The sequence below is a fragment of the Streptomyces chartreusis NRRL 3882 genome (assembly GCF_900236475.1).
Classification (GTDB): Bacteria; Actinomycetota; Actinomycetes; order Streptomycetales; family Streptomycetaceae; genus Streptomyces; species Streptomyces chartreusis_D.
Map to the genome: position 1 here is coordinate 5253240 of NZ_LT963352.1, position 23156 is coordinate 5276395.

22 protein-coding genes are annotated in these 23156 nt (G+C 71.3%); 11 read left to right on the top strand and 11 right to left on the bottom strand.

Annotation, left to right across the window (positions count from 1 at the left end):
- Window positions 1–128 precede the first annotated feature (128 nt).
- The 4 genes from SCNRRL3882_RS23855 to SCNRRL3882_RS23870 all read left to right on the top strand — a co-directional run bounded on the left by SCNRRL3882_RS23855 (window position 129) and on the right by SCNRRL3882_RS23870 (window position 3742).
- Window positions 129–1664: a flavin-containing monooxygenase gene (locus tag SCNRRL3882_RS23855; protein ID WP_010035340.1), complete on the top strand. Its 1536-nt coding sequence runs from the start codon at window positions 129–131 to the stop codon at window positions 1662–1664.
- Complete coding sequence (locus SCNRRL3882_RS23860) at window positions 1661–2584, top strand: alpha/beta fold hydrolase (protein WP_010035337.1); 924 nt, start codon at window positions 1661–1663, stop codon at window positions 2582–2584. Before SCNRRL3882_RS23855 ends, SCNRRL3882_RS23860 begins: the two co-directional genes overlap by 4 nt.
- Window positions 2581–3465, top strand: a complete 885-nt coding sequence (locus SCNRRL3882_RS23865) for an SDR family oxidoreductase (RefSeq protein ID WP_010035333.1) — start codon at window positions 2581–2583, stop codon at window positions 3463–3465. Before SCNRRL3882_RS23860 ends, SCNRRL3882_RS23865 begins: the two co-directional genes overlap by 4 nt.
- Window positions 3466–3541: 76 nt before the next feature.
- Entirely contained in the window at window positions 3542–3742 is a 201-nt protein-coding gene (locus SCNRRL3882_RS23870; RefSeq protein WP_010035329.1) for a hypothetical protein, read from the top strand.
- Between the two features lie 64 nt (window positions 3743–3806).
- On the opposite strand, the gene SCNRRL3882_RS23875 is transcribed toward SCNRRL3882_RS23870, so the two are convergent.
- Window positions 3807–7037 (bottom strand): S41 family peptidase, encoded by a 3231-nt coding sequence (locus tag SCNRRL3882_RS23875; protein ID WP_010035326.1) that lies wholly within the window; start codon window positions 7035–7037, stop codon window positions 3807–3809.
- Between the two features lie 153 nt (window positions 7038–7190).
- Between SCNRRL3882_RS23875 and SCNRRL3882_RS23880 the strand changes: the two genes are divergently transcribed.
- Together SCNRRL3882_RS23880 and SCNRRL3882_RS23885 are read left to right on the top strand one after the other, a co-directional pair.
- Window positions 7191–7790, top strand: a complete 600-nt coding sequence (locus tag SCNRRL3882_RS23880; RefSeq protein WP_010035323.1) for a TetR/AcrR family transcriptional regulator — start codon at window positions 7191–7193, stop codon at window positions 7788–7790.
- 104 nt (window positions 7791–7894) lie between these two features.
- Window positions 7895–10111: an MMPL family transporter gene (locus SCNRRL3882_RS23885; protein ID WP_010035320.1), complete on the top strand. Its 2217-nt coding sequence runs from the start codon at window positions 7895–7897 to the stop codon at window positions 10109–10111.
- A 64-nt stretch (window positions 10112–10175) separates the two neighbouring features.
- On the opposite strand, the gene SCNRRL3882_RS23890 is transcribed toward SCNRRL3882_RS23885, so the two are convergent.
- Window positions 10176–11318, bottom strand: a complete 1143-nt coding sequence (locus tag SCNRRL3882_RS23890; RefSeq protein WP_010035318.1) for a glutathione-independent formaldehyde dehydrogenase — start codon at window positions 11316–11318, stop codon at window positions 10176–10178.
- A gap of 85 nt (window positions 11319–11403) precedes the next feature.
- Between SCNRRL3882_RS23890 and SCNRRL3882_RS23895 the strand changes: the two genes are divergently transcribed.
- The 4 genes from SCNRRL3882_RS23895 (at window position 11404) to SCNRRL3882_RS23910 (ending at window position 13343) form a co-directional block, all read left to right on the top strand.
- Entirely contained in the window at window positions 11404–11595 is a 192-nt protein-coding gene (locus SCNRRL3882_RS23895) for a hypothetical protein (protein ID WP_040902632.1), read from the top strand.
- A gap of 43 nt (window positions 11596–11638) precedes the next feature.
- Complete coding sequence (locus tag SCNRRL3882_RS23900; protein ID WP_010035313.1) at window positions 11639–12154, top strand: YbaK/EbsC family protein; 516 nt, start codon at window positions 11639–11641, stop codon at window positions 12152–12154.
- Complete coding sequence (locus tag SCNRRL3882_RS23905; protein WP_010035307.1) at window positions 12151–12996, top strand: EamA family transporter; 846 nt, start codon at window positions 12151–12153, stop codon at window positions 12994–12996. The genes SCNRRL3882_RS23900 and SCNRRL3882_RS23905 overlap by 4 nt, the downstream gene beginning before the upstream one ends.
- Window positions 12997–13067: 71 nt before the next feature.
- On the top strand, window positions 13068–13343 hold the full coding sequence (locus tag SCNRRL3882_RS23910; protein WP_010035305.1) for a DUF1876 domain-containing protein: 276 nt from the start codon (window positions 13068–13070) through the stop codon (window positions 13341–13343).
- Here SCNRRL3882_RS23910 and SCNRRL3882_RS23915 read toward each other — a convergent pair whose 3' ends face one another.
- From SCNRRL3882_RS23915 to SCNRRL3882_RS23940, 6 genes are all read right to left on the bottom strand, one after another.
- Window positions 13344–14513 carry a serine hydrolase domain-containing protein gene (locus SCNRRL3882_RS23915; protein WP_010035297.1) on the bottom strand — a complete coding sequence of 390 codons (1170 nt, stop codon included), beginning with the start codon at window positions 14511–14513 and terminating at the stop codon, window positions 13344–13346. It abuts the gene before it with no gap.
- Window positions 14514–14556: 43 nt separating this feature from the next.
- Window positions 14557–15003, bottom strand: a complete 447-nt coding sequence (locus SCNRRL3882_RS23920; protein ID WP_010035295.1) for an organic hydroperoxide resistance protein — start codon at window positions 15001–15003, stop codon at window positions 14557–14559.
- A 106-nt stretch (window positions 15004–15109) separates the two neighbouring features.
- Entirely contained in the window at window positions 15110–15547 is a 438-nt protein-coding gene (locus SCNRRL3882_RS23925; RefSeq protein WP_029180851.1) for a MarR family winged helix-turn-helix transcriptional regulator, read from the bottom strand.
- 10 nt (window positions 15548–15557) lie between these two features.
- Entirely contained in the window at window positions 15558–16334 is a 777-nt protein-coding gene (locus tag SCNRRL3882_RS23930) for an energy-coupling factor ABC transporter ATP-binding protein (RefSeq protein ID WP_040902630.1), read from the bottom strand.
- Entirely contained in the window at window positions 16322–17083 is a 762-nt protein-coding gene (cbiQ, locus tag SCNRRL3882_RS23935; RefSeq protein ID WP_010035288.1) for a cobalt ECF transporter T component CbiQ, read from the bottom strand. Before cbiQ ends, SCNRRL3882_RS23930 begins: the two co-directional genes overlap by 13 nt.
- Before the next feature lies 1 nt (window position 17084).
- Window positions 17085–18170: an energy-coupling factor ABC transporter permease gene (locus SCNRRL3882_RS23940; protein ID WP_010035286.1), complete on the bottom strand. Its 1086-nt coding sequence runs from the start codon at window positions 18168–18170 to the stop codon at window positions 17085–17087.
- Window positions 18171–18339: 169 nt separating this feature from the next.
- Here SCNRRL3882_RS23940 and SCNRRL3882_RS23945 point away from each other — a divergent pair, with 169 nt between their 5' ends.
- Entirely contained in the window at window positions 18340–18705 is a 366-nt protein-coding gene (locus SCNRRL3882_RS23945) for an SsgA family sporulation/cell division regulator (RefSeq protein WP_010035284.1), read from the top strand.
- A gap of 29 nt (window positions 18706–18734) precedes the next feature.
- On the opposite strand, the gene SCNRRL3882_RS23950 is transcribed toward SCNRRL3882_RS23945, so the two are convergent.
- From SCNRRL3882_RS23950 to SCNRRL3882_RS23960, 3 genes are all read right to left on the bottom strand, one after another.
- Window positions 18735–20408, bottom strand: a complete 1674-nt coding sequence (locus SCNRRL3882_RS23950; RefSeq protein WP_029180849.1) for a penicillin-binding transpeptidase domain-containing protein — start codon at window positions 20406–20408, stop codon at window positions 18735–18737.
- Between the two features lie 96 nt (window positions 20409–20504).
- Window positions 20505–22139, bottom strand: coding sequence for a penicillin-binding transpeptidase domain-containing protein (locus tag SCNRRL3882_RS23955; RefSeq protein WP_010035278.1), 1635 nt, complete (start codon window positions 22137–22139; stop codon window positions 20505–20507).
- A 170-nt stretch (window positions 22140–22309) separates the two neighbouring features.
- The gene (locus SCNRRL3882_RS23960) at window positions 22310–23155 is read right to left on the bottom strand and encodes a hypothetical protein (RefSeq protein WP_010035277.1); all 846 of its coding nucleotides are present in this window, start codon (window positions 23153–23155) and stop codon (window positions 22310–22312) included.
- Window position 23156: the final 1 nt, after the last annotated feature.

Consider the following 23156-nt stretch of genomic DNA (forward strand, 5'->3'; position numbering starts at 1 on the left):
GGGCACCTTAAGGCGTACCGAGGGTAACTTTCCTCGACCGCCCCCTACCCATCAGTACGTCGCTGCCCTACTCTCCCATTGCGCCAGTGTTCACTGGCGTGGTTCTCGTGGTGTGTGGAGGTGTCGGCATGGGCGAACGCGAACACGAACGCGAGCATGTGCGGGTCGCGGTGGTCGGGTCCGGGTTCGGCGGGCTGGGGGCCGCCGTGCGGCTGCGCCGCGAGGGCGTCACCGACTTCGTCGTCCTGGAGCGGGCGAGCAGCGTCGGCGGGACCTGGCGGGACAACAGCTACCCGGGGTGCGCTTGTGACGTTCCGTCGCATCTGTACTCGTTCTCCTTCGCGCCCAACCCCGACTGGCCGCGCACCTTCTCGGGACAGGAGCACATCCGCGCCTACCTGGAGCACGTGACGGACACCTTCCGGCTGCGGCCGCACATCCGCTTCGACTCGGAGGTGAAGCGGATGACGTGGAACGCCGAGCGGCTGTGCTGGGACATCGAGACCAGCAGCGGGAGCCTGTCGGCGGACATCGTCGTCTCCGCCACCGGGCCGCTGTCCGACCCGAAGGTGCCGGACATCCCCGGGCTGGACTCCTTCCCGGGCAAGGTCTTCCACTCGGCCCGCTGGGACCACGACTACGACCTGCGCGGCAAGCGCGTCGCGATGGTGGGGACCGGGGCCTCGGCCATCCAGATCGTGCCGGCCGTCCAGCCCGACGTGTCGCGGCTCACGCTCTTCCAGCGCACCCCGCCGTGGGTGATGCCCCGCGTCGACCGGGCCATCAGCGACGCCGAGCGATGGCTCCACCGGCAGCTGCCCTTCACCTCGCAGCTGCGCCGCGGACTGCTGTGGGGCATCCGGGAGTTGCAGGTCCAGGCGTTCACCAAGCGTCCGAACGAACTCGGCTTCGTCGAGCAGCTGGCCCGGCGCAACATGGCCCGCGCCATCAAGGACCCGGCCCTGCGGGCGAAGCTCACCCCGGACTACCGCATCGGCTGCAAGCGGATCCTGCTGTCCAGCGACTACTACCCGGCGCTCGCACAGCCCAATGTCGACGTGGTCGCGAGCGGGCTCGCCGAGGTCCGCGGATCGACCCTCGTCGCCGCCGACGGCAGCGAGGCCGAGGCGGACGCGATCGTCTTCGGCACCGGGTTCCACGTCACCGACATGCCCATCGCCGAGCGGGTCGTGGGCGCCGACGGACGGACCCTCGCCGAGAGCTGGAAGGGCGGCATGGAGGCCCTGCGCGGCGCCTCGGCCGCCGGCTTCCCCAACTGGATGACGATCATCGGGCCCAACACCGGCCTCGGGAACTCCTCGATGATCCTCATGATCGAGTCGCAGCTGAACTACCTGGCCGACTTCGTCCGCCAAGTCGACGTCCTCGGGGGCCGGGTCGCCCTCGACGCCCGGCCGAGCGCCGTACGCGCCTGGAACCACCGGGTGCAGGAACGCATGAAGCGGACCGTGTGGAACACCGGCGGCTGCACCAGCTGGTACCTCGACGCGAGCGGCCGCAACACCACCATCTGGCCCGGTACGACAGCCGAGTTCCGGCGGGCGACGCGGCGGGTGGACCTCGCGGAGTACGACGTCCTGCGGGCACCGGCCGCCGAGCAGACGGCGAACAAGGCCGAGAAGAAGGCCGGGGTGGACGCGTGAGCCGTCTCCTTCACGTCGACCCCGGCCCCTACGCCCCGCCCGCTCCCGCGCGCGAACTGACCGCCGTTTCCGCCGACGGCGCCCGGCTGCACGTCGAGACGCACGGGCCCGACGGAGCCCCCGCCGTCGTCCTCGCCCACGGCTGGACCTGCTCCACCGCCTTCTGGGCGGCCCAGATCCGCGACCTCGCCGCCGACCACCGGGTCATCGCCTACGACCAGCGCGGCCACGGACGCAGCCCCGCGAGCCCCGCGTGCAGCACCGACGCCCTCGCCGACGACCTGGAAGCCGTACTCGCAGCCACCCTCGCGCCCGGCGAACAGGCCGTGATCGCCGGGCACTCCATGGGCGGCATGACCGTCATGGCGGCCTCCGGGAGAGCCGCCTTCCGCGAGCACGCCGCCGCCGTCCTGCTGTGCAGCACGGGCAGTTCGCAGCTGGTCGCGGCCTCCACCGTCGTAGCCATGCGGCCCGGGCGGCTGCGGACCTGGCTGACCCGGCGGATCCTCGGCTCCCGGGCACCGCTCGGCCCGGTCACGCCCCTGGCCCGCCGGATCCTCAAGTACGGGACCATGGGCCCGGGTTCGGCCCCGCACATGGTCGAGGCGTGCGCCCGCATCGTGCACGCCTGCCCCCGCGAGGTCCGCTACGCCTGGTCGCACGTGCTGGACCTGCTCGACCTGGACCACGGCGTACGGGAGCTTCACGTGCCCACGGCCGTGGTGGTCGGTACGGCGGACCGGCTCACGCCGCCGGTGCACGCCCGGGCCCTGGCCACCGCGCTGCCGCACTGCACCGGGCTCACCGAGCTGCCCGGCATCGGCCACATGACGCCGATCGAGGCGCCCGAGCAGGTCACCGGGAAGATACGTGAACTCGTCCACGCACACATCCAGGCCGTATCCGAGGAGAGCGCATGAGCAGGGTGAGCCTTGAGGGCAAGGTCGCCGTGGTGACCGGGGCGGCGCGCGGCGTCGGGGAGCTGCTGGCCCGCAAGCTCTCCGCACGCGGGGTGAGGGTGGCGCTGGTCGGGCTCGAACCGGACGCGCTCAAGGAGGTCTCCGGGCGGCTGCACAGCGACAGCGACCACTGGCACGCCGACGTCACCGACCACGAGGTGATGGCCCGGGTCGCGCAGGAGGTCAGGGAGCGCTTCGGCCGGGTCGACATCGTCGTCGCCAACGCCGGTGTGGCCACGGGTGGTCCGTTCGTCGACTCCGACCCGGAGTCCTGGCGGCGGGTGATCGAGGTCAACCTGGTCGGCTCGGCGGTGACCGCCCGCGCCTTCCTGCCGCTGCTGCTGGAGAGCCGGGGCTATCTGCTCCAGATCGCGTCCCTCGCGGCGATCACCCCGGCGCCGATGATGACCGCGTACTGTGCGTCCAAGTCCGGCGTGGAGGCGTACGCGCACAGCCTGCGCGCCGAGGTCGGGCACCGGGGCGTGAAGGTCGGCGTCGGGTATCTGTCGTGGACCGACACCGACATGGTGCGCGGGGCCGACCAGGACGACGTCATGCGGGAGTTGAGGCAGCGGCTGCCCTGGCCGTCCAACAAGACGTATCCGCTGGGCCCGGCGGTGGACCGGCTCGTGGCCGGGATCGAGCGGCGTGCCGGTCATGTCTACGGGCAGTGGTGGCTGCGCGGGATGCAGGGCGTGCGCGGATATCTGCCCGGGGTCATCGGGACGGTGGGCCAGCGCGAGATGCGGCGGTTCGCGGACCGGCTGACCGGCATGCGCACGGGCCTCGTCGGGGCGGGCGGAGCAGCCGATGAACAACAGAGGGCTACGCTCCGTAAGTGATCGACATGCGCAGCGTCACGGCACGTGTGAATCTGGTCGAGCCAGATCCCCTCACCCCCAACGGGAGTGAACCCACATGGGTATGAAGGACCAGTTCCAGGAGAAGTCCGAGCAGTGGCAGAACCAGGCCCGCCAGAAGGCGGACCAGGCTCGCGAGCAGGCGCAGGGCCGCGGTCGCCGGCGTGACGAGGACATGGACCCCTCGCAGCCCTCGCAGCGCGAGCGTGAGCGGGAGCGCGAGCAGGAGGAACGCTTCGACCAGGACTACGACGCCTGACGTCGCGTGCTGAAGGGAAGGGGCGCCTCGCGCGGGGCGCCCCTTCCTCACGTCCTGGGCTCTCTCACGGCCTGGGCGGCAGCTTCGGACGGGAGCGGTCCGGTACGTCGCTGTAGGTCGGCGGCGTCGCCGGCGGATCGGTCTCCAGCAGGCCGAGCGCCAGCTCCACCGCGTCGGTCAGCTGGGCGTGGCGGCCCTCCGCCCAGTCCAGCGGGGTGCGCAGGACGTCGATGTCCGGGGCGACGCCCTTGTTCTCCACCGACCAGCCGTAGGCGTCGAACCAGGCCGCGTTCATCGGCACCGTGATGACCGTGCCGTCCCCCAGTTCGTGCCGGCCGGTCATGCCGACCACACCGCCCCAGGTGCGCTGCCCCACCACCGGGCCCAGCTTCAGCAGCTTGAACGCGGCGGTGATCATGTCGCCGTCGGAGGACGTCGCCTCGTCCGCCAGGGCCACCACCGGGCCCCGCGGCGCGTTCGAGGTGTACGACACGGGCTGGGCGTCGCGGGTCAGGTCCCAGCCCAGGACCGTGCGGCTCAGCGTCTCGATGACCAACTCGCTGATGTGACCGCCGGCGTTGCCGCGCACGTCCACGATCAGCGCGGGCCGGGACACCTCCATGCGCAGATCGCGGTTGAACTGCGCCCAGCCCGAACCGCCCATGTCCGGGATGTGCAGATAGCCGCACCGCCCGCCGCTCAGCTCCCGTACCACCGCCCGGCGTTTGGCCACCCAGTCCTGGTAGCGCAGCGGCCGCTCGTCGACGAGCGGGACGACGGCGACCCGCCGGGGCGGGCCCTCGCCCTGTGCCGGGGAGAAGGTCAGCTCCACCGTCGTACCGCCGGCGCCCGCCAGCAGTGGATACGGGCCCGCGTCCGGATCCACCGGGCGGCCGTCGACATGGGTCAGGACCGCGCCCTCGCGGATGCCCGTGCCGGCCAGCGGGGAGCGGGCCTTGGAGTCGGAGGAGTCGCCGGGCAGGATCCGCTTGACCATCCAGCCGCCGTCCCGGCGGACGAAGTTGGCGCCGAGCAGGCCCTGCCGGCGCTGGTAGTGCGGCGGGCCCTCGTTGCGCCGGGCGGCGGTGACGTAGGCGTGGGAGGTGCCCAGCTCGCCCAGCACCTCGCGCAGCAGGTCGGCGAACTCGTCCGGGGAGGCGACGCGTTCGACCAGGGGACGGTACTGGTCCAGCACCCCGTCCCAGTCGATGCCGCACATGCCCGGCTCCCAGAAGTACGCCCGGATCAGCCGCCCGGCCTCCTCGTAGGCCTGCCGCCACTCCGCCGCCGGGTCGACCGCGTGCAGGATGCGCCGGGCGTCGATCCACACCGTCGTGTCCAGGTCGCCGGGCTCGGTCGCCGGCACCGCGCGCAGTTCGCCCTCGTCGACGACGACCAGCCGCGTGCCGTCGCCGCTGACCGCGAAGAAGTCCAGGTGCACGGCGAGTTCGGACTTCTTGGCCTTGGTGATGGCGAAGTGCTCCAGGGTCGGCCGACCGCTGGTGTCGTCCGGGTTGGCGAACGTCTCGCCCAGCGCACCCGAGATCGGCCAGCGCAGCCACACCAGCCCGCCGCCCGCCACGGGGTGCAGCGCCGAGTACTTGGAGGCGGCCACCGGGAACGGCGTGACCCGGCTCTCCAGCCCCTCGACCTCGACGGTCACGGCCCCGTTGTCCCCGTTCCCGTCGTCCTCCACCGGGTCCAGGCCCCCGGCGGCCGGACGGCCCTCCGGGTTCACCGCGAACGGGGAGGGCGTCGCCGAGGACAGCGGGACGAGATACGGACGGCAGCCCAGCGGGAAGGACAGGTCGCCGGTGTGCACGTCGTAGACGGGGTCGAAGCCGCGCCAGGAGAGGAAGGCGAGGTAGCGGCCGTCGCGCGTGAAGACCGGGTTCTCGTCCTCGAAACGGCCGTTGGTGACGTCGACGACGAACCGGTCCTTGATCCGCGCGAGTTTGATCTGCCGCAGCGTCCGGCCGATGCCCGGATGTGACCAGGTCAGCCACGCCCCGTCCGGGGAGAACGCGAGGTCCCGCACGGGCCCGTTGATCGACCGGATCAGCTCGGTGACCTCGCCGTCGGACTCCTCGGCCACGTCCACGAGCAGCAGCCGTCCGTCGTGCGAGGCGACCGCCAGCCGCTCGCCCTCCGGATCGGACACGAGTTCCCGTACCCGGCCCAGCGCGCCCGAGGCCAGCCGCCTCGGCCCGCGGTCGCCGCTCGCCCGGGGCAGGAAGGCGATCTCGATCGCGTCCTCGCCCTCCGCGTCCGTCACATAGGCCACTCGCCCGCTCCCGCCGAGCATCTCCGGCATCCGCACCCGGACGCCAGGGGTGTCGGTGAGGGTGCGGGCCGGCCCGTCCCGGTGGGTGAGCCAGTACAGGCTCCCGCGTACGACGACCGCGCTGGCCCGCCCGGTCTCGTCGACCGAGATCCCGTCGACGTGCTGGGCCGCGGCCACCTGGTACGGGCGCCGCCCCGCGCGCGGCCCGCTCAGCCGTACGTCCAGCCGGCGCGGCTCGGAGTGGGGTGACAGGTCGTCGACCAGCCACAGGTCGCCCGCGCACTGGTACACCACCCGGGTGCCGTCACTGGAGGCGTGCCGGGCGTAGAAGGCGTCGTGGTCGGTGTGCCGGCGCAGGTCGGAGCCGTCGTAGGCGCACGAGTAGAGGTTGCCGACGCCCTCGTGGTCGGAGAGGAAGGCGATCCTGCCACCGACGAACATGGGGGAGTGCAGATGGCCGCCGAGGCCTTCGAGCAGCCGTTCGCCGTGCAGCCACAGCCGGCCCGTGGCCCCGCCCCGGTAGCGCTTCCAGGCGGCCGGTTCGTGCGGCGGGGTGCCGGTGAGGAGGAGCGACTTCCGTTCCCCGTCCAGATCGGCGACCTGGATGTCGGCGACCGGCCCCCAGGGCAGCTTGCGCCCCGGGTCGCCCTCGGGGGCGATCTTGTAGGCCCAGGTGAAGTACGAGAAGGGCTCGCCGTGCGAGGCCACGGCCAGGATCTCGCCGTCCGGGGTCCAGCCGCAGACCCGGGTGTCGGCGCTGCCCCAGTGGCTCACCTGCCGGGCCGGGCCGCCGTCCACCGGCGCGAGATGGACCTCGGGCACCAGGCTGCGCCAGCTCGTGTACGCGAGGTGCCGGCCGTCGGGTGAGAAGCGGGGGTGGCCCACCTTGGTGCGGTCGACGGTGAGCCGCCAGGCGCGTCCGGGGCCGTCGGCCGGTGCGAGCCAGAGGTCGTCCTCGGCCACGAAGCACAGCAGGTCGTCATGGAGGTGCGGCAGACGCAGATAGGTCACCTCTTCATGCTTTGCCGGGGGACGGAGTGCAGCAAGTTCAGGCAAACCGGATACCGTGACCCAGCACACGTACGAAACGGTTTCGTTTTCATAGGGGGTGCGCTACATTCGTGAGTACGAAACCGTGTCGTTCGGAGCAGGAAGGTGAGCGAGATGGCTGAGGTCGCCACCGCGCGTCGCAGTCGGATCACCCCCGAGCGGGAGGCCGAGCTGTACGCGGCCGTGCTCGACCTGCTCCGCGAGGTCGGCTACGACGCCCTCACCATGGACGCCGTGGCCGCCCGCACGCGGTCCAGCAAGGCGACGCTCTACCGCCAGTGGGGCGGCAAGCCGGAGCTGGTGGCGAAGGCGATCCGGCACAACAAGCCGGGCAACATCGCCGACGTCGACACGGGATCCCTGCGGGGCGACCTGCACGCCCTCACCGCCCGTGAGGACGACTGCACCATGCAGCAGAACGCCGCGCTGATGCGGGGCCTGTTCATGGCGGTGCACGGCAACCCGGACCTCCTCCACGCCTTCCGGGAACTGCTCATAGAGCCCGAGATGGAGGAGTTCCACCGGGTGGTGCAACGGGCCGTCGACCGCGGCGAGGTCCAGGCCGGACGCCCGGCGCTGGACTACATCGTGCACATGCTCGTCGGCGCCTTCGCCACCCGCACGCTGATCGACGAACAGCCGCCCACGCAGGCGTTCCTCACCTCGTACATCGATGCCGTGGTCCTCCCCGCCCTCGGCATTCCCGTCGACTGACGATTCCCCAGAGCCAGTCCTCCACCTGACGTCACCGCTCACGTCGTCGGGCTGATCAGCCCTGCCCAGAAACAACCCCACGACCTGACCGGGAGTACGCCCTCGTGGCCACATTCCTCTACAAAATCGGCCGGATGTCGTTCCGGCGGCGGCACTTCGTCGCCCTGATCTGGGTGGCCCTGCTGACCCTCGCCGGTGTCGGCGCGGCCAGTGCCCCCACCGCGGGCAACAGCTCGTTCTCCATCCCCGGCACCGAGGCGCAGAAGGCCTTCGACCTGCTGGAACAGCGCTTCCCCGGCACCAGCGCCGACGGAGCCACCGCACGTGTCGTCTTCAAGGCGCCGAGCGGCGAGAAGATGACCGACCCCGGCAACAAGGCGACCGTCCGGGAGACAGTCAAGGAACTCTCCGACGGCTCCGAGGTCGTCCGCGTCACCGACCCCTACCAGGCGAAGGCCGTCAGCAAGGACGGCACGGTCGCGTACGCGCAGGTGTCGTACAAGGTCTCCGGCATGGAGCTGGAGGACTCCTCGCGCGACGCACTGGAGGACTCCGCGCAGGACGCGCGCAAGGACGGGCTGACGGTCGAGATCGGCGGTGACGCGCTCCAGACGGTCCCGCACACCGGCACCACCGAGATCATCGGCATCGCGGTCGCCGCGGTCGTCCTCGTCATCACCTTCGGCTCGCTGGTCGCGGCCGGTCTGCCGCTGCTGACGGCACTCGTCGGCGTGGGCATCGGCGTCTCCACGATCACGGCGCTGGCCAGTGCGCTGGACCTCGGCTCGACGACCTCCACCCTCGCCATGATGATCGGCCTCGCGGTCGGCATCGACTACGCGCTGTTCATCGTCTCCCGCTACCGGGCCGAACTCGCCGAGGGCCGCGACCGCGAGGAGGCGGCCGGCCGGGCCGTCGGCACGGCCGGCTCCGCGGTGGTCTTCGCGGGCCTCACGGTCGTGATCGCCCTGGTGGGCCTGTCCGTCGTCAACATCCCGATGCTGACGAAGATGGGCGTCGCGGCGGCGGGCACGGTGGCCATCGCGGTGCTGATCGCCCTGACCATGATCCCGGCGCTGCTCGGGTACGCGGGCCCGAGGGTGAAGCCGGCGGGGGAGAAGGGCAAGCTGCTCGGCCGGGCCAAGGCGCGGGACGGGCAGGACAAGCCGGCCAAGCCGAACCTGGGCACGCGCTGGGCGAGCTTCGTCGTCCGCCGCCCGGTCGCGGTGCTGCTGCTCGGCGTGATCGGCCTCGGCGCGGCGGCCGTCCCGGCGGCGAGCCTGGAACTGGGCCTGCCGGACGACGGTTCCCAGCCCACGTCCACCACGCAGCGCCGCGCCTACGACCTCCTCTCCGAGGGCTTCGGGCCGGGCTTCAACGGCCCCCTGATGGTCGTGGTCGACGCGAAGGACAGCGACGACCCGAAGGCGGCCTTCACGCGGGTCGGCGACGAGATCAAGGGCCTCGAGGACGTCGTCACCGTCACGCCGCCGGCGCCCAACAAGGCCGGCGACACGGCGACGATCACGGTCATCCCGGACTCCAAGCCCTCCTCGGTCGCGACGGAGGACCTGGTCCACTCCATCCGGGACAAGGGCGCCGGGATCAAGGCCGACTCCGACGCGAACGTGCTGGTCACGGGCCAGACGGCGATGAACATCGACGTCAGTGAGAAGCTCAACGACGCCCTGATCCCCTATCTGGTCCTGGTGGTCGGCCTGGCCTTCCTCCTGCTGATCGTGGTGTTCCGCTCGATCCTCGTCCCCCTGAAGGCGGCCCTCGGCTTCCTCCTGTCGGTGATGGCGGCCCTCGGCGCGGTGGTCGCGGTCTTCCAGTGGGGCTGGCTGGCGGACCTGATGGGCGTCGAGCAGACCGGCCCGGTCATGTCGATGATGCCGATCTTCATGGTGGGCGTGGTCTTCGGCCTGGCGATGGACTACGAGGTCTTCCTGGTGACCCGGATGCGGGAGGCCTACGTCCACGGCGAGAAGGCCGGCCAGGCCGTCGTGACGGGCTTCCGGCACGGCGCCCGGGTGGTGACGGCCGCGGCGGTCATCATGATGGCGGTCTTCGCCGGCTTCATCGGTTCGTCCGAGTCGATGGTCAAGATGATCGGCTTCGGCCTCGCCATCGCCGTGTTCTTCGACGCGTTCGTCGTCCGCATGGCCATCGTCCCGGCCGTCCTGGCCCTCCTCGGCCGCAAGGCCTGGTGGCTGCCGAAGTGGCTGGACCGGGCACTGCCCAACGTGGACGTCGAGGGCGAGGGCCTGCGCTCGCACACCGACCGCGGCGATCAGGACAGGGAGCTGGTACGCGCCTGAGCGCACCCTGACAGGCCGGCCGGTGAGGGCCCCGTGGGACGGGGAGCCCTCACCGGCTCCTGTCTCAGGCGTGCGGGTGGAGGACGACCTTGGTGTAACCCTCGACCCGCTTGTCGAACTTCTCGTACGCCGTGGGCGCCTGGTCGAGAGGAAGCTCGTGCGAGACGACGAAGCTCGGCTTCGCACGGTCCTCGATGATCAGGTCACGCAGGTGGCGGTTGTACCGCTTGACGTTGCACTGACCGGTGCCCATGCGGAGCCCCTTCTCGAAGAGGCGTCCGACGGAGACCATCAGCATGCCCTGCTTCGCCTGCTCGTCCGGTCCGCCGGGGTCGCGGGGGACGTACAGGCCGGGCACGCCGAGCGCGCCCGTCGGCCGGACCGTCTCGACGAGCGAGTTCAGTACGGTCGCCGGCTCCTCGCGGTCCTCGTTCTGCGCCTGGGCCTGGTAGCCGACCGCGTCGATCCCCTTGTCCGTGCCCCGGCCGCCTTCGGTCTGCTCCTTGATCTGCTCCGCCGGGTTGCCCTGGGTGAAGTCGATCGGCACGGCACCGATCTCCCGCGCCTTCTGCAGCCGCTCCGCCACCCGGTCGACCACGAACACCTTGCTCGCGCCGCGCAGCATCGCCGAGTAGGCGGCCATGAGCCCGACCGGACCGCCGCCGTAGACCGCGACGGTGTCACCGGGACGCACGTCGGCCAGTTCGTTGCCGTGGTAGCCGGTCGGGAAGATGTCGGCGAGAAGGACGAAGTCGGTCTCCTTCTCGGTGCCCTCGGGGAGCTTGAGGCAGTTGAAGTCGGCGTACGGCACGCGCACGTACTCCGCCTGGCCTCCCACATAGGGCCCCATCGCGACATAGCCGTAGGCGCCGCCGGCGAATCCCGGGTTCACGGTCAGGCAGAAGCCCGTGAAACCGGCCGTACAGTTCTTGCAGAATCCGCATGCCACGTTGAAGGGCATGACCACCCGGTCGCCGCGGCTGAGCGAGGTGACCCCCTCTCCTGCCTCCTCGACGACCCCGAGGTTCTCGTGACCGAACACGATCCCCGGTTCCGCGGCGGTACGGCCCTCGTACATGTGCAGGTCCGAGCCGCAGATGGCGGTCGAGGTGACGCGGACGATCACGTCGTTCGGGTGCTGGATCCGTGGGTCCTCCACTTGTTCTATCGCTACCTCGAAGGGGCCTTTGTACACGACAGCCCTCATCGTCACGCACCTCCGTTTTGTGCCGTGGGTCATATACCAGGCTGGTGCATGATGAGACGATTTGCATCTACAGAGGGAAGGAACTATGGCTTTGTCAGGACGTATCGGCACACTGCTCGTGGCGGTCCCCGGCTTGTCCGGCGTCGTCTATCCGGAGGGGACCCGCGTGACCATCCAGGGCACCGGAGGGTCTGTCGACGGTTTCGTCGACGGAGACTGGCTGCCGCTCGCGTGGTGGGAGTTCGCGGATGTCCGGCCGGAGGACGCCACCGGCTGAAACCACCTCGCGTGCCTCGTACACGTACCGCTAGCGTGCCCGCATGACGACGACAGCCGCCACTGACGCCGAGCACTCCGGAGCGCACCCCCGGTTCATCGAAGCCCTGCGGGAGCTCGGCCTGGAGCAGGTCGCTCCGCGCATCCGCCGGTTCCCGGAAGCCACCCGTACCGCCGCCGAGGCCGCCGCCGCGATCGGGTGTGAGCTGAGCCAGATCTGCAAGTCGCTGATCTTTGCCGCGGACGGTGTGCCGGTGCTGGTGCTCATGGACGGGGCGTCGCGGGTCGACGTCGAGCTCGTGCGGAAGGAGCTCGGGGCGGACAAGGTCACCCGGGCCAGGGCCGACGCCGTGCGGGAGACCACCGGGTACGCCATCGGCGGCGTGCCGCCCTTCGGGCACAGGACGAGGACGCGCGTGCTCGCCGACCGGTCCCTGCTGGAGCACGACGTCGTCTGGGCCGCTGCCGGGACGCCGTACACCGTGTTCCCCATGGCGCCCCGCGACCTCGTCGCCCACGCCGGCGGCACCCTCGTGGACGTGCGCGAGCACGCCGCGTGACGCCCCTGGTCACCGCCGCCGTCCTGCTCGCCGCCGTCACGCACGCCGGCTGGAACGCCATCGCCCACAAGATCACCGACAAGCTGGCCGGGTTCGCGCTGATCTCGGGCGGTGGGGTGGTCATCGGGCTGGCCCTGGCGCCCTTCGTGGCCTTCCCGGCGGCCCGGGCATGGCCCTACCTGCTCGGCTCCGCCGCCATACACATCGCCTACTACACGCTGCTCATGAAGTCCTTCCGGCTGGGCGACTTCGGGCAGGCCTATCCCATCGCGCGCGGCACCGCGCCCCTCGTCGTGACCGTGCTGGCCGCCGTCTTCGCGCACGAGGTGCCCGACGGGTGGGCCGCCGCCGGTGTCGCCCTGTCGTGCGCGGGGCTGACCGGCGTCGCCGTGTGGGGACTGCGGGGGCGTCGGCCCGACTGGGCGGCGATCGGGGCGGCCCTGGCGACCGGGCTGACGATCGCGGCGTACACCGTCGTCGACGGACTCGGCGTGCGCGCCTCCGCGTCCCCCCTCGGGTACATCGCCTGGCTGATGGCGGTGCAGGGGGTGGTGGTCCCCGCCTATGCCGTGAGCCGCTGGAGGAGGGAGACCGCCGCCGTGCTGCGGCCCTTCGCCGCGCTCGGGCTCCTCGGGGCCGCCGGATCCGTCACCGCCTACGCCCTCGTCCTGTGGGCCCAGACCAGGGCCGAACTCGCGCCCATCGCCGCCCTGCGCGAGTCGTCGATCATCGTGGGCGCGGCGATCGGGGCCGTGTTCTTCAAGGAGCGGTTCGGCGCGCCGAGAATCGTGGCGGCCGGGCTGCTCGTCGTCGGGATCGGGCTGATGCTGCACACCGGATAGTCCGGGTCAGGCGGGTGCGCATCCCCCTCGTGAGGAGGACCCTGGAACTAGGCGTTCCGGAGGTGATCGACATGATGCACACCAGAGTCGGATGGCACGTCGAGATGGAGTTCCGGGAGGACGACCAGCACACCCAGGCGGTGGCGCTGGTCCGGCTGCCCGACGGCACCGAGGTACGGGCGCGTGGGCACGCGAGCCGGCACCGGACCGACGTCAATCAGCCCAGAGTCGGGGAGGAGATCGCCGGCGCCCGGGCGCTGAACGAGCTCGCCATGCAACTGCTGACCAAGGCGCACGAGGAGATCGACCAGGCGTCCGGGCGGACCTCCCACCCGATTCACGTCTAGTCACCCCTGGAGCCCCAGCGCTCCCCGCACCGCCCGCACCAGCCCCTGAGCCCTAGGATCCGCCGTCACCGTCTTGCGGAAGCCGTTGGTGACGTAGCCGAACGCGATCCCGGTCTCCGGGTCGGCGAAGCCGAGGGCGCCGCCGCGGCCCGGGTGGCCGAAGGAGCCCGGTGCGAGGAAGGGGGAGGCGCTGCCGTGCAGCATGTAGCCGAGGCCGAAGCGGGTGCCGACCACCAGGACGCGGTCGGGGCCCGCCGACTCCTCGGCCCGGGCCAGTGCGACCGTCTCCGGCGTGAACAGGCGTGAGCCACCGGCGCTGTCGCCGATCAGCGAGGCGTAGAAGCCGGCCAGTCCGTCCGCCGTCGCGATGGCGTTGGTCGCGGGGAGGGCCGCCGCGCGGTAGGCCGGGTCGTTCTGGTCCGGGAACGGGGTGATCGCCGCGAAGGCCCGGCGGGTCAGGGAGGCCGGGTCCTCGTAGGCCTCGGTGACCGAGCGCTTCGGGCGGGTGCGCAGGCCGCCGGTCGGCTCGGGTCCCTCGACGCGGCCCACGCGTCCGACCCGGGAGGCCTCCGCGTCCGGCAGGCCCAGCCAGAGGTCCAGGCCCAGCGGGCCGGTGATCTGTGCGGCGAGCCATGCGCCGGTGCCCTGCCCGGTCACGCGTCGCACCAGTTCGTCGAGGAGCCAGCCGTAGGTGAGCGCGTGGTAGCCGTGGGCGGTGCCGGGTTCCCAGGCGGGGGCCTGGGCGGCTACCGCCTCCGGGCCCCGCAGCGGGTCGAGGGCCTGCTCGGGGGTGAGGGGCCGGTCGAGCACGGGGAGTCCGGCCCGGTGGCTCAGGACGTGCCGGACCAGCACCCGCTCCTTGCCCCGCGCCTTGAACTCCGGCCAGTAGTGGCCCACCGGCGCGTCCAGGTCCAGCTGCCCGCGCTGGTGCAGCAGCAGGAGTACGGCGGCGGCGACGCCCTTCGTCGCCGAGCGCACGACCTGAGCCGTGCCGCGCTCCCACGGGTCCGTGCCGTCGACGTCCTTCGTGCCGGCCCACAGGTCGACGACCCGCTGCCCGTTCCGGTGGACGGCGACCGCCGCGCCCCGCTCCCCGAGCGTGGCGAAGTTCCGTGCGAACGCGTCCCTGACCGGTTCGAAGCCCTCGGCCACTGTGCCGTGCACGTCCACGTCCGTACTCCTCGTATCGCTGCGGTGCTCTCCTTGCTCTCCTTCAGCCAAGCAGGATGGTCACGTCGATGTTCCCGCGGGTCGCGTTCGAGTACGGGCAGACCTCGTGGGCCGCGTCCACCAGCTTGGTCGCGAGGTCCGGGTCGAGGACGGGGAGCGAGACGCTCAGGGCGACCGCGAGGCCGTAGCCGCGCTGCTTGTTGGGGCCGATGCCGACCTTCGCGGCGACCGTGGAGCCGGTCAGGCCGTAGCCCTCGCGGTTGCCGACCAGGATCAGCGCGTTGTGGAAGCAGGAGCTGTAGCCGGCCGCGAAGAGCTGTTCCGGGTTGGTGCCGTTGCCGTCGCCGCCGAGCTGCGGGGGCATCGCGACCTTGAGGTCGAGTTGCCCGTCCTGGCTGGTCACATAGCCCTCGCGGCCGCCGTGGGCGGTGGCCTCGGCCACGTACATGATCTTCGTCGGGCGGGTGTCGACGGCGGGGCCGTCAGTCATGCTGTCCTCCCCCGGGAAACAGTGCGCACAAACACATCGTGCACAAGGTACTGACCAGTAACCGGTCTGCCGCCACCAGGGGGTGGGCAACCGGGGGTAACCGTCCCTAAAGGCTTTCCGCCAGCCGCCACAGCTCCTCGCGGAGCCGTGCGACCTCCGTGCCGTCGAACCCCGTCGCCGCCAGCAGCGCGCCCGGCACGCTCGCCGCCCGCTCCCGGAGTTCCTCGCCGCGCCCGGTCACCGCCACCAGCACCGACCTCTCGTCCCGCGCCGACCGTGCACGCCGTACGAGTCCCGCCGACTCCAGCCGCTTCAGCAGCGGCGACACCGTGCCGTAGTCGAGCCGCAACGCGGCCGCCAGCTCCTTGACCGTGGTCTCCCCGCGCTCCCAGAGGACCAGCAGGACGAGGTACTGCGGGTAGGTGAGGCCGAGTTCCTCGAGGAGCGGGCGGTACGCCGCCGTCACCGCGCGCTGGGCGGCGTACAGCGCGAAGCACAGCTGCCGGTCCAGCAGCAGCGGGCTCTCGGTCTCCTCGTTCGTCACGCGCCCATTGTCACGGACGTGCCGGAGCGGCCGGCACGGCACGCGGATCGAAACCGAACGGCAGCTCCAGCCGGTGGGCGCGCATCAGTTCCTCGTCGGAGAGGAGTTCGCCGGTCGGGCCGTCCGCCGCGATCACGCCCTCGCTGAGGATCAGGGAGCGCGGGCACAGCTCCAGGGCGTACGGCAGGTCGTGCGTGACCATCAGCACGGTCACGTCGAGGGAGCGGAGGATGTCGGCCAGTTCGCGGCGGGAGGCGGGGTCGAGGTTGGAGGAGGGCTCGTCGAGGACGAGGATCTCCGGCTCCATGGCGAGGACGGTCGCGACGGCCACCCGGCGGCGCTGGCCGAAGGAGAGGTGGTGCGGCGGGCGGTCCTTGAACTCGGCCATGCCGACCCGCTCCAGCGCCCGGTCCACGCGCTGCTCCAGCTCCGGCCCCTTGAGCCCGGCCGCCGCCGGCCCGAACGCCACGTCCTCCCGGACGGTCGGCATGAAGAGCTGGTCGTCCGGGTCCTGGAAGACGATGCCGACCCGGCGCCGGATCTCCGCCATGTGCTGCCTGCCGACGCGCAGTCCGGCCACCCTCACCGTGCCGGTGCCGCCGGTCAGGATGCCGTTGAGGTGGAGCACCAGGGTCGTCTTGCCGGCGCCGTTCGGGCCGAGCAGCGCGACCCGCTCGCCGCGCGCGATGGAGAAGTCGACGCCGAAGAGGGCCTGGTGCCCGTCGGGGTAGGCGAAGGCCAGACCGGCCACGTCCAGGGAAGGGGTCACATCAGTCACAGGGCCCATCCCAGCAGACAGACGACGAGGGCGGCACAGGGCAGGGCGAGGGCGTACGTCCACTGCGCCCGGGACGCGGTCACCTCGTCGATGACCGGCATGGAGCCGGCGTACCCGCGGCTGACCATGGCCAGGTGCACGCGCTCGCCGCGCTCGTAGGAGCGGATGAACAGGGCGCCCGCGGACTTGGCCAGGACGCCCCAGTGCCGGACGCCCTTCGCCTCGAAGCCGCGTGACTCCCGGGCGATCCGCATGCGCCGCATCTCGTCCGTGATGACGTCGCCGTAGCGGATCATGAAGGACGCGATCTGCACGAGGAGCGGCGGGAGCTTGAGGCGCTGCAGACCGAGGAGGAGTTCGCGCAGCTCGGTGGTGGCGGCGAGCAGGACGGAGGCGGCGACGCCGAGCGTGCCCTTGGCGAGCACGTTCCAGGCGCCCCACAGGCCGCCCACGCTCAGGGACAGGCCGAGGACGTCGACCCGCTCGCCCTCCGCCACGAACGGCATCAGCACGGCGAACGCCACGAACGGCACCTCGATCAGCAGCCGCCGCAGCAGGAACCCGGCGGGCACCCGCGCAACGTACGCCACGACCCCGAGCAGCACGGCGTACAGCCCGAAGGCCCACATCGCCTCCCGCGGCGTCGACACCACGACCACCACGAAGGCGAACACGGCGGCGAGCTTGGTGTGCGGCGGCAGACCGTGCACGGGCGAGTGCCCGTGCCGGTACAGCTTGTGCGCGTGCCCGGCTCCCATGTCAGACGCTCGTGGTGCTCGTCGAGCCCGACGTGTCCGTGGCGCCCGACGTGTTCGACGGGGAGGCGTCGGCGTCACGGCGGCGGCGGACGGCCCAGAAGACCGCGCTGCCCGCGACGACCGTGACACCCACGCCGATGACCCCCGCCAGCCCCCCGGACAGGCGGGCGTCGGAGACGTCCTTGACGCCGTAGTCGGCGAGCGGGGAGTCCGCGACGGCGTGCTCCTCGGTCTTCCTGTCGATGCCGTGATCGGCGGCGACCTTCTCCAGACCGTCGGGGTCGGCGGAGGCGTAGAAGCTGACGAATCCGGCCAGGACCAGGGAGGCGACCAGACCGGCGGCCCACACCGTGCGGTGCGAGGTCCGCACGGCCACGGGCTCGGGCTCGACGCCGGGGGCGTCTACCAGCTCGCCGTTCACCCGCAGCTTGAGCTTCTGGGTGAGGCCGCGCGCCCCGTACACCAGGTCCGGGCGTACGGCGATCACCGCGCCGACGGTCAGCGCGGTGATCACGGCCTCGCCGATGCCGATCAGGACGTGCACGCCGATCATGGCGGTGGCGACCTTGCCGATCGACACGTCGGTGGTGCCGCCGATCGCGTACATCAGCGTGAAGGCCAGGGCGGCGGCCGGGACGGAGACCAGGGCGGCGACGAACGAGGCCACGGTGACCGACCGGCGGGTGCGGGGCAGCAGCTTCACCAGGCCGCGGAAGAGGGCGTAGGCGACGACCGTGGTGACGATCGCCATGTTGGTGATGTTCACGCCGAGCGCGGTCAGACCGCCGTCCGCGAAGAGGATGCCCTGCATGAGCAGGACGACGGAGACGCACAGGACCCCTGTGTAGGGGCCCACGAGTATCGCCGCCAGCGCACCGCCGAGCAGATGGCCGCTGGTCCCCGCCGCGACGGGGAAGTTCAGCATCTGCACGGCGAAGATGAACGCCGCGACGAGTCCGGCCAGCGGCGCGGTGCGCTCGTCGAGTTCCCGGCGCGCACCGCGCAGGCTCACGGCGATGGCGCCCGCGGCGATCACACCGGTGGCGGCGGAGGTGGGCGCGTTGATGAATCCGTCGGGTACATGCACCGTTCGATGATGTGGCTTGATGCGAACGATTTGCAAGAGCGTGATGCTCGTTTTACCTCACGTGCGATATCTCCGGCCTCCGGAAGCGCAATCCGGAAAATATGCGACATTGGAGAGGGAGTGGACACACAGTCTCCGCACAGGTGGCGCACGGTGAAGGGGCCGTCCGATGTCCGTAGTCGAGCAGTACGCGCGAGCTCACATCGTCACGGACGCGGCCGTCCCGCTGGTCGATGAGCTGGAGGCGATTCCGGTCAGGCTGCGGTACGACCCCGACCGGGATCCCCGGTCGGTGCGCATCACACTGCCGGGTGCCGGAGCGCGCGAGTGGACCTTCGACCGCCGGCTGCTGGAGGAGGGGCTGCGGGCCCCCACGGGCAGCGGTGAGGTACGCGTGTGGCCGTGCGGGCGGGTGCAGGCCGTCGTGGAGTTCCACTCCGCTCAGGGCGTGTCGGTGGTGCAGTTCGAGCGGCAGGCGCTGCTGCGGTTCCTGCGGCGGACGTACACGGCCGCCGCGGAACCGGTCACGCACTGAGCCGGGGCCCGGGCTTCGAGCCCTGAGGCTCAGCCGCCCATCTTCAGCAGCGCCGCCACGATCGGGCCGGCCGTCGAACCACCGTGCCCGCCCTGCTGGACCACACCCGCCGCCGCCAGGTCGCCCCGGTAGGCGGTGAACCAGCCGTTCGGCTTCTTCTGGCCGTCGACCTCGGCGGACCCGGTCTTCGCGCCGACGTCGCCGCTCACCCCGGCCATCGCCTCCGCGGCCGTGCCGTACGCCGCCGTGTAGGACATCAGCTCACGCAGCTGGGACAGCGTGCCGGCCGACATCGTGCGCGAGGCCGTCGCGAGCTTGCGGCCGTCCACGTCCGGGGAGACCAGGTACGGCTGGCGGAAGGTGCCGGACTTGACCGTCGCCGACACCGACGCCATGTTCAGCGGGTTCATCCGGACGCCGCCCTGCCCGATCAGCGAGGCGGCCATCTGGGCCGCCGACTGCACGGGCACCGCGCCGTCGAAGGACGGCACACCGATCGCCCAGTTGTTCATCCCCAGGCCGAAGACCTGCTGGGCCTGCTTGGTCAGGTCGTCGTCCTTCAGCTTCGGCGCCTGGCTGATGAAGGCCGTGTTGCAGGAGCGGGCGAAGCTCGCCTTGAACGTGCCGTCCTTGATCTCGAACTTGTCGTCGTTCTGGAACTTCCAGTGCCCGTACGTGAAGTACTTCGGGCACGGGTGCTTCTTGTCCGCCGAGGCCAGGCCCTTCTCGATCAGCAGCGACGAGGTGATGACCTTCATCGTGGAGCCGGGGGCGAGGGAGCCCTGGAAGGCGGTGTTGAAGCCGGGCGAGGCGTTGGCGGCGGCCAGGATCTCGCCGGTCGACACCCGCACCACGGCCACCGACGACCGGGCCTTCTTCGCGACCTGCTTCTCGGCCGCCGCCTGGAGGGCCGGGTCCAGCGTGGTCTTCACCGTGCCCGGCGTGCCCTTGCTCAGCTCCAGCAGGGTCTTGTCGGACAGGTCGTCCGACTTGGCCGACTTCCCGCGCACGACCCGCAGCTCGATGCCGGCCTTGCCGCCGGCCTCCTTGCCGTACTTCTCGCGCAGCCCGTCCAGGACCGGGCCGAGCGAGGCGTACTTCTCCTTGGTCAGTTCGCCGCCGTCCCGGTCGAGCGCCTTGACCGGGGGCGTGCCCGCCTCGCCGGTGACCAGCCTGTCGCCGTCCTTCAGGTCGGGGTGGACGACCGCCGCGTGCCAGTCGACCAGCGGCTTGCCGTCGCTCGTGCGGCGGACGACGGTCAGCGCGCTGTCGTACGCCAGCGGCTTGTCGGTGTTCTTGTACGACACCGTGGCCTTGACGGAGAACGGCACCTCGTCACCCGTGGGCGTGCCCGGGGTGAGGGTGACGTCCTTGATGCGGGCGTCCTTGGTGTAGCCGGTGAGCAGGGAGGTGGCCGCCGCCGAGTCGTCGGTGGCCGCGGCGGCCTCGGCGACCTTCCCCGACTGCCAGGCGGTGAGGAAGGCCCGGGCGGTGGTGGTGACCTCGGTCGCCGACAGGGGCCCGGTCTTCACCTTGGGCTTCTGGTCGGCGGAGGCCGCCCGGGTGCCGTCGTCGGCCGCCGCGCCGCCGCCGTACAGGGCGTAGGCGCCGAACCCGGCGCCGCCCACGACCACGGCGATCATCCCGCCGATCACGGCGGGCCTCGTCTTCCGTCGCTCGGCGACGCGCCTTCTGTTGCCCACTGCTGTTCGTTCCTCCACGAATCCCCAGGGTCCCCGTTGCCCTCGGCTGTCCCAACGACGGCCCCCACCCTAGAGTCCCGTTCCGTGGAGGTGAGATCAGCCACCCGTTCGTAGCACGGCTGCGACAATCGGCCCGGCCGCGTCGCCGCCGTGGCCGCCCTCCTCGGTCATGGCCGCCGCCGCGACGTCGCCCCGGAACCCGGTGAACCAGCTGTTGGACTTGGCGTTGCCGTCGACCTCGGCGGAACCGGTCTTGGCGCCGATGTCGCCGCCGAGTCCCCGCATGGCCTCCATGGCGGTGCCCTGGGTGGCGGTGAGCCGCATCATCTGCTTCAGCTGGGCGGCGGTGCTCGCCTTCAGACCCTCGGCCCGGGCCAGCTCACGGTCGTCCAGCTTCGGCGAGACGAGATAGGGCTGGCGGAAGGTGCCGGTCATCGCGGTCGCGGTCACCGAGGCCATGTTCAGCGGGCTCATCTGGACCTGGCCCTGCCCGATGGCACCGGCCGCCCGGTCCGGGCCGCTGACCGCGGGGACGCTGCCGTCGAACGAGACGATGCCGGTCTTCCAGTTGTCCTGCCCGAGCCCGAAGTGCCGCTCGGCCTCCTGGGTCAGCGAGGCGTCCGTGAGCGGCTTCTCGTCGATGAGCTTGATGAAGGCGGTGTTGCAGGACCGCATGAAGCTGTTGGCGAGGGTGGCGTTCTCGTTGGGCTTCATGCCCTTCAGGTTGTTGAAGGTCTGGCTCTGCCACGTCGCCGTGGGCGGGCAGGGTGCCGGGCCGTTCATCGAGGTCACGCCGTTGTCGATGAGCATCGCGGCAGTGATGATCTTCATGGTGGAGCCGGGTGCCGCCCGGCCCTCGAAGGCCGCGTTGAAGCCGTCCGTACGGTTGTTCGCCACGGCCAGCACCTCACCGGTGCTCGGCTGGACGGCCACCACCGAGGACTGGGCGAACCGCTTGACCGCCTTCTCGGCCGCCGCCTGCGCGCTCGGGCTGATCGTGGTGGTGAGCTTGCGGGGCTTGCCCTCGGCGAGGGTCAGCAGCGGGGTGTCTGGAGCACCGTCGCCGTCGTGCCGGACGACCAGCTCGATGCCGGGGGTGCCGCCGGCCTGCTCCCCGTACTTGTCGCGCAGGGCGTCCAGGACCGGGCCGAGGGAGGGGTACTTCTCCTTCGTCAGCTCGGAGCCGTCACGGCCGACCGCCTCGATGGGCGGGTTGGCCGACTGCTCCGTGACGAGGGTGTCGTCCTTCTTCAACTGGGGGTGCACGACGGACGGCTGCCAGTCGACCAGCGCCCGCCCGCTGGTGAGGCCGCGCACGACCGTCAGCTTGCTGCTGTAGCTCAGCGGCTTCGACTTCCCGTCGTAGGCCACCTTCGCCTTCACCGTGTAGGGCACGGTGGTGCCGGTCGCCGTGCCCGGCGTGATCTTCACGTCGGTGATGTGGGCGTCGTCCCCGAAGGCGGTCAGCAGCTGCTCGGCGGCCGCGTCGTTGTTCGTGTACGACGCCGCTGTCGCGGCCGAGCCCTCCTCCCAGGCCGCGAAGAACTTGGCCGTGGTCTCCTTGACCTCGTCCTCGCCGGGCGGCCCCGACTTCTTCTCCGTGGCCACCCCGCTCGTGCCGCCCCCGTCACCGTTCAGCGCGCTCACGATGTTGTAGGCCCCGTACCCGGCCCCGCCCACCATCACCGCGAACACGCCGCCTATGACGGCGGCCTTGACCCCCTTGCCCATGAGGCGGTCCCCTCCCCGTTGAGCTTCACACGCTCCTTTGAACGTGTTCAGAAAGCTCGATCCGGGAGCACTCTATGCGCAAGCGGTTACTGCCGACACGGGCGTTTCGATTTTTGACCGAACGTAGATCACGCCGGGATCCGGCGTCGCCCGGCTCCGCCCCGGCACCGTCACGCGTCGTCCTCCAGCACGAAGCGCAGGTACCGCTCCGCGGAACGCCGGACCGCTGCGGCGCCGTCGGCGCTGACCACGCGCTTCCAGAACGCCCCGTAGACGCGCTCGAAGGCGAAGGGCTCGACCAGCGCGAGCGCGCGGCGGATGGTGCTCGGCCGCTCCGGAATGAAGTTGGGGATGCTGTACATGAAGCTGACCCAGCGCCGGTCCATCACCACCATGAAGATGTCCCCGCTGAACAGCGCGCCCCGCCCCTCCGGGTCGTCCGCCCAGTGCAGCACCGTGCCCCCGGCGAAGTGCGTGCCGGCGTTGATCAGTGTCATGCCGGGCGCGATCGGGTGCGTGTCGCCCGTCCAGTACTCGATGACCGGATCGGGCCGCCCGACCCAGTCACGGTCCGCGGCATGGACGTACACCGGAGCGTCGAAGACCCGGCCCCACTCGGTCATCACGCCGTAGAAGTGCGGATGGCTGACGGCGATCGCGCTGATCCCGCCCGACTCCTCGATCCCGGCGGCGAGATCGTCGTCGAGGTAGCCCACGCAGTCCCACAGCACGTTGCCGGACTCCGAGCGGATCAGCAGCGCACGCTGGCCCACCCCCACCGACGGAGCCGCACCGACTCCCAGCACACCGGGCCCCTCCTCGTCGAGCTGCCCGCGACGGCCGTCGGCGCGCAGGTCGGCCAGTGTGGTCCACTGCTGCCCCTCCCAGCCGACGTACTGCCGCTCGTCCAGGCAGATCGGGCAGTCATCGCGCGGTGCTCCGTACTGCACACCGCAGGTACGGCAGATCGGCAGCCGCAAGCCCGTGACCGGCGTGACCCGCTTCGAAGACGACACC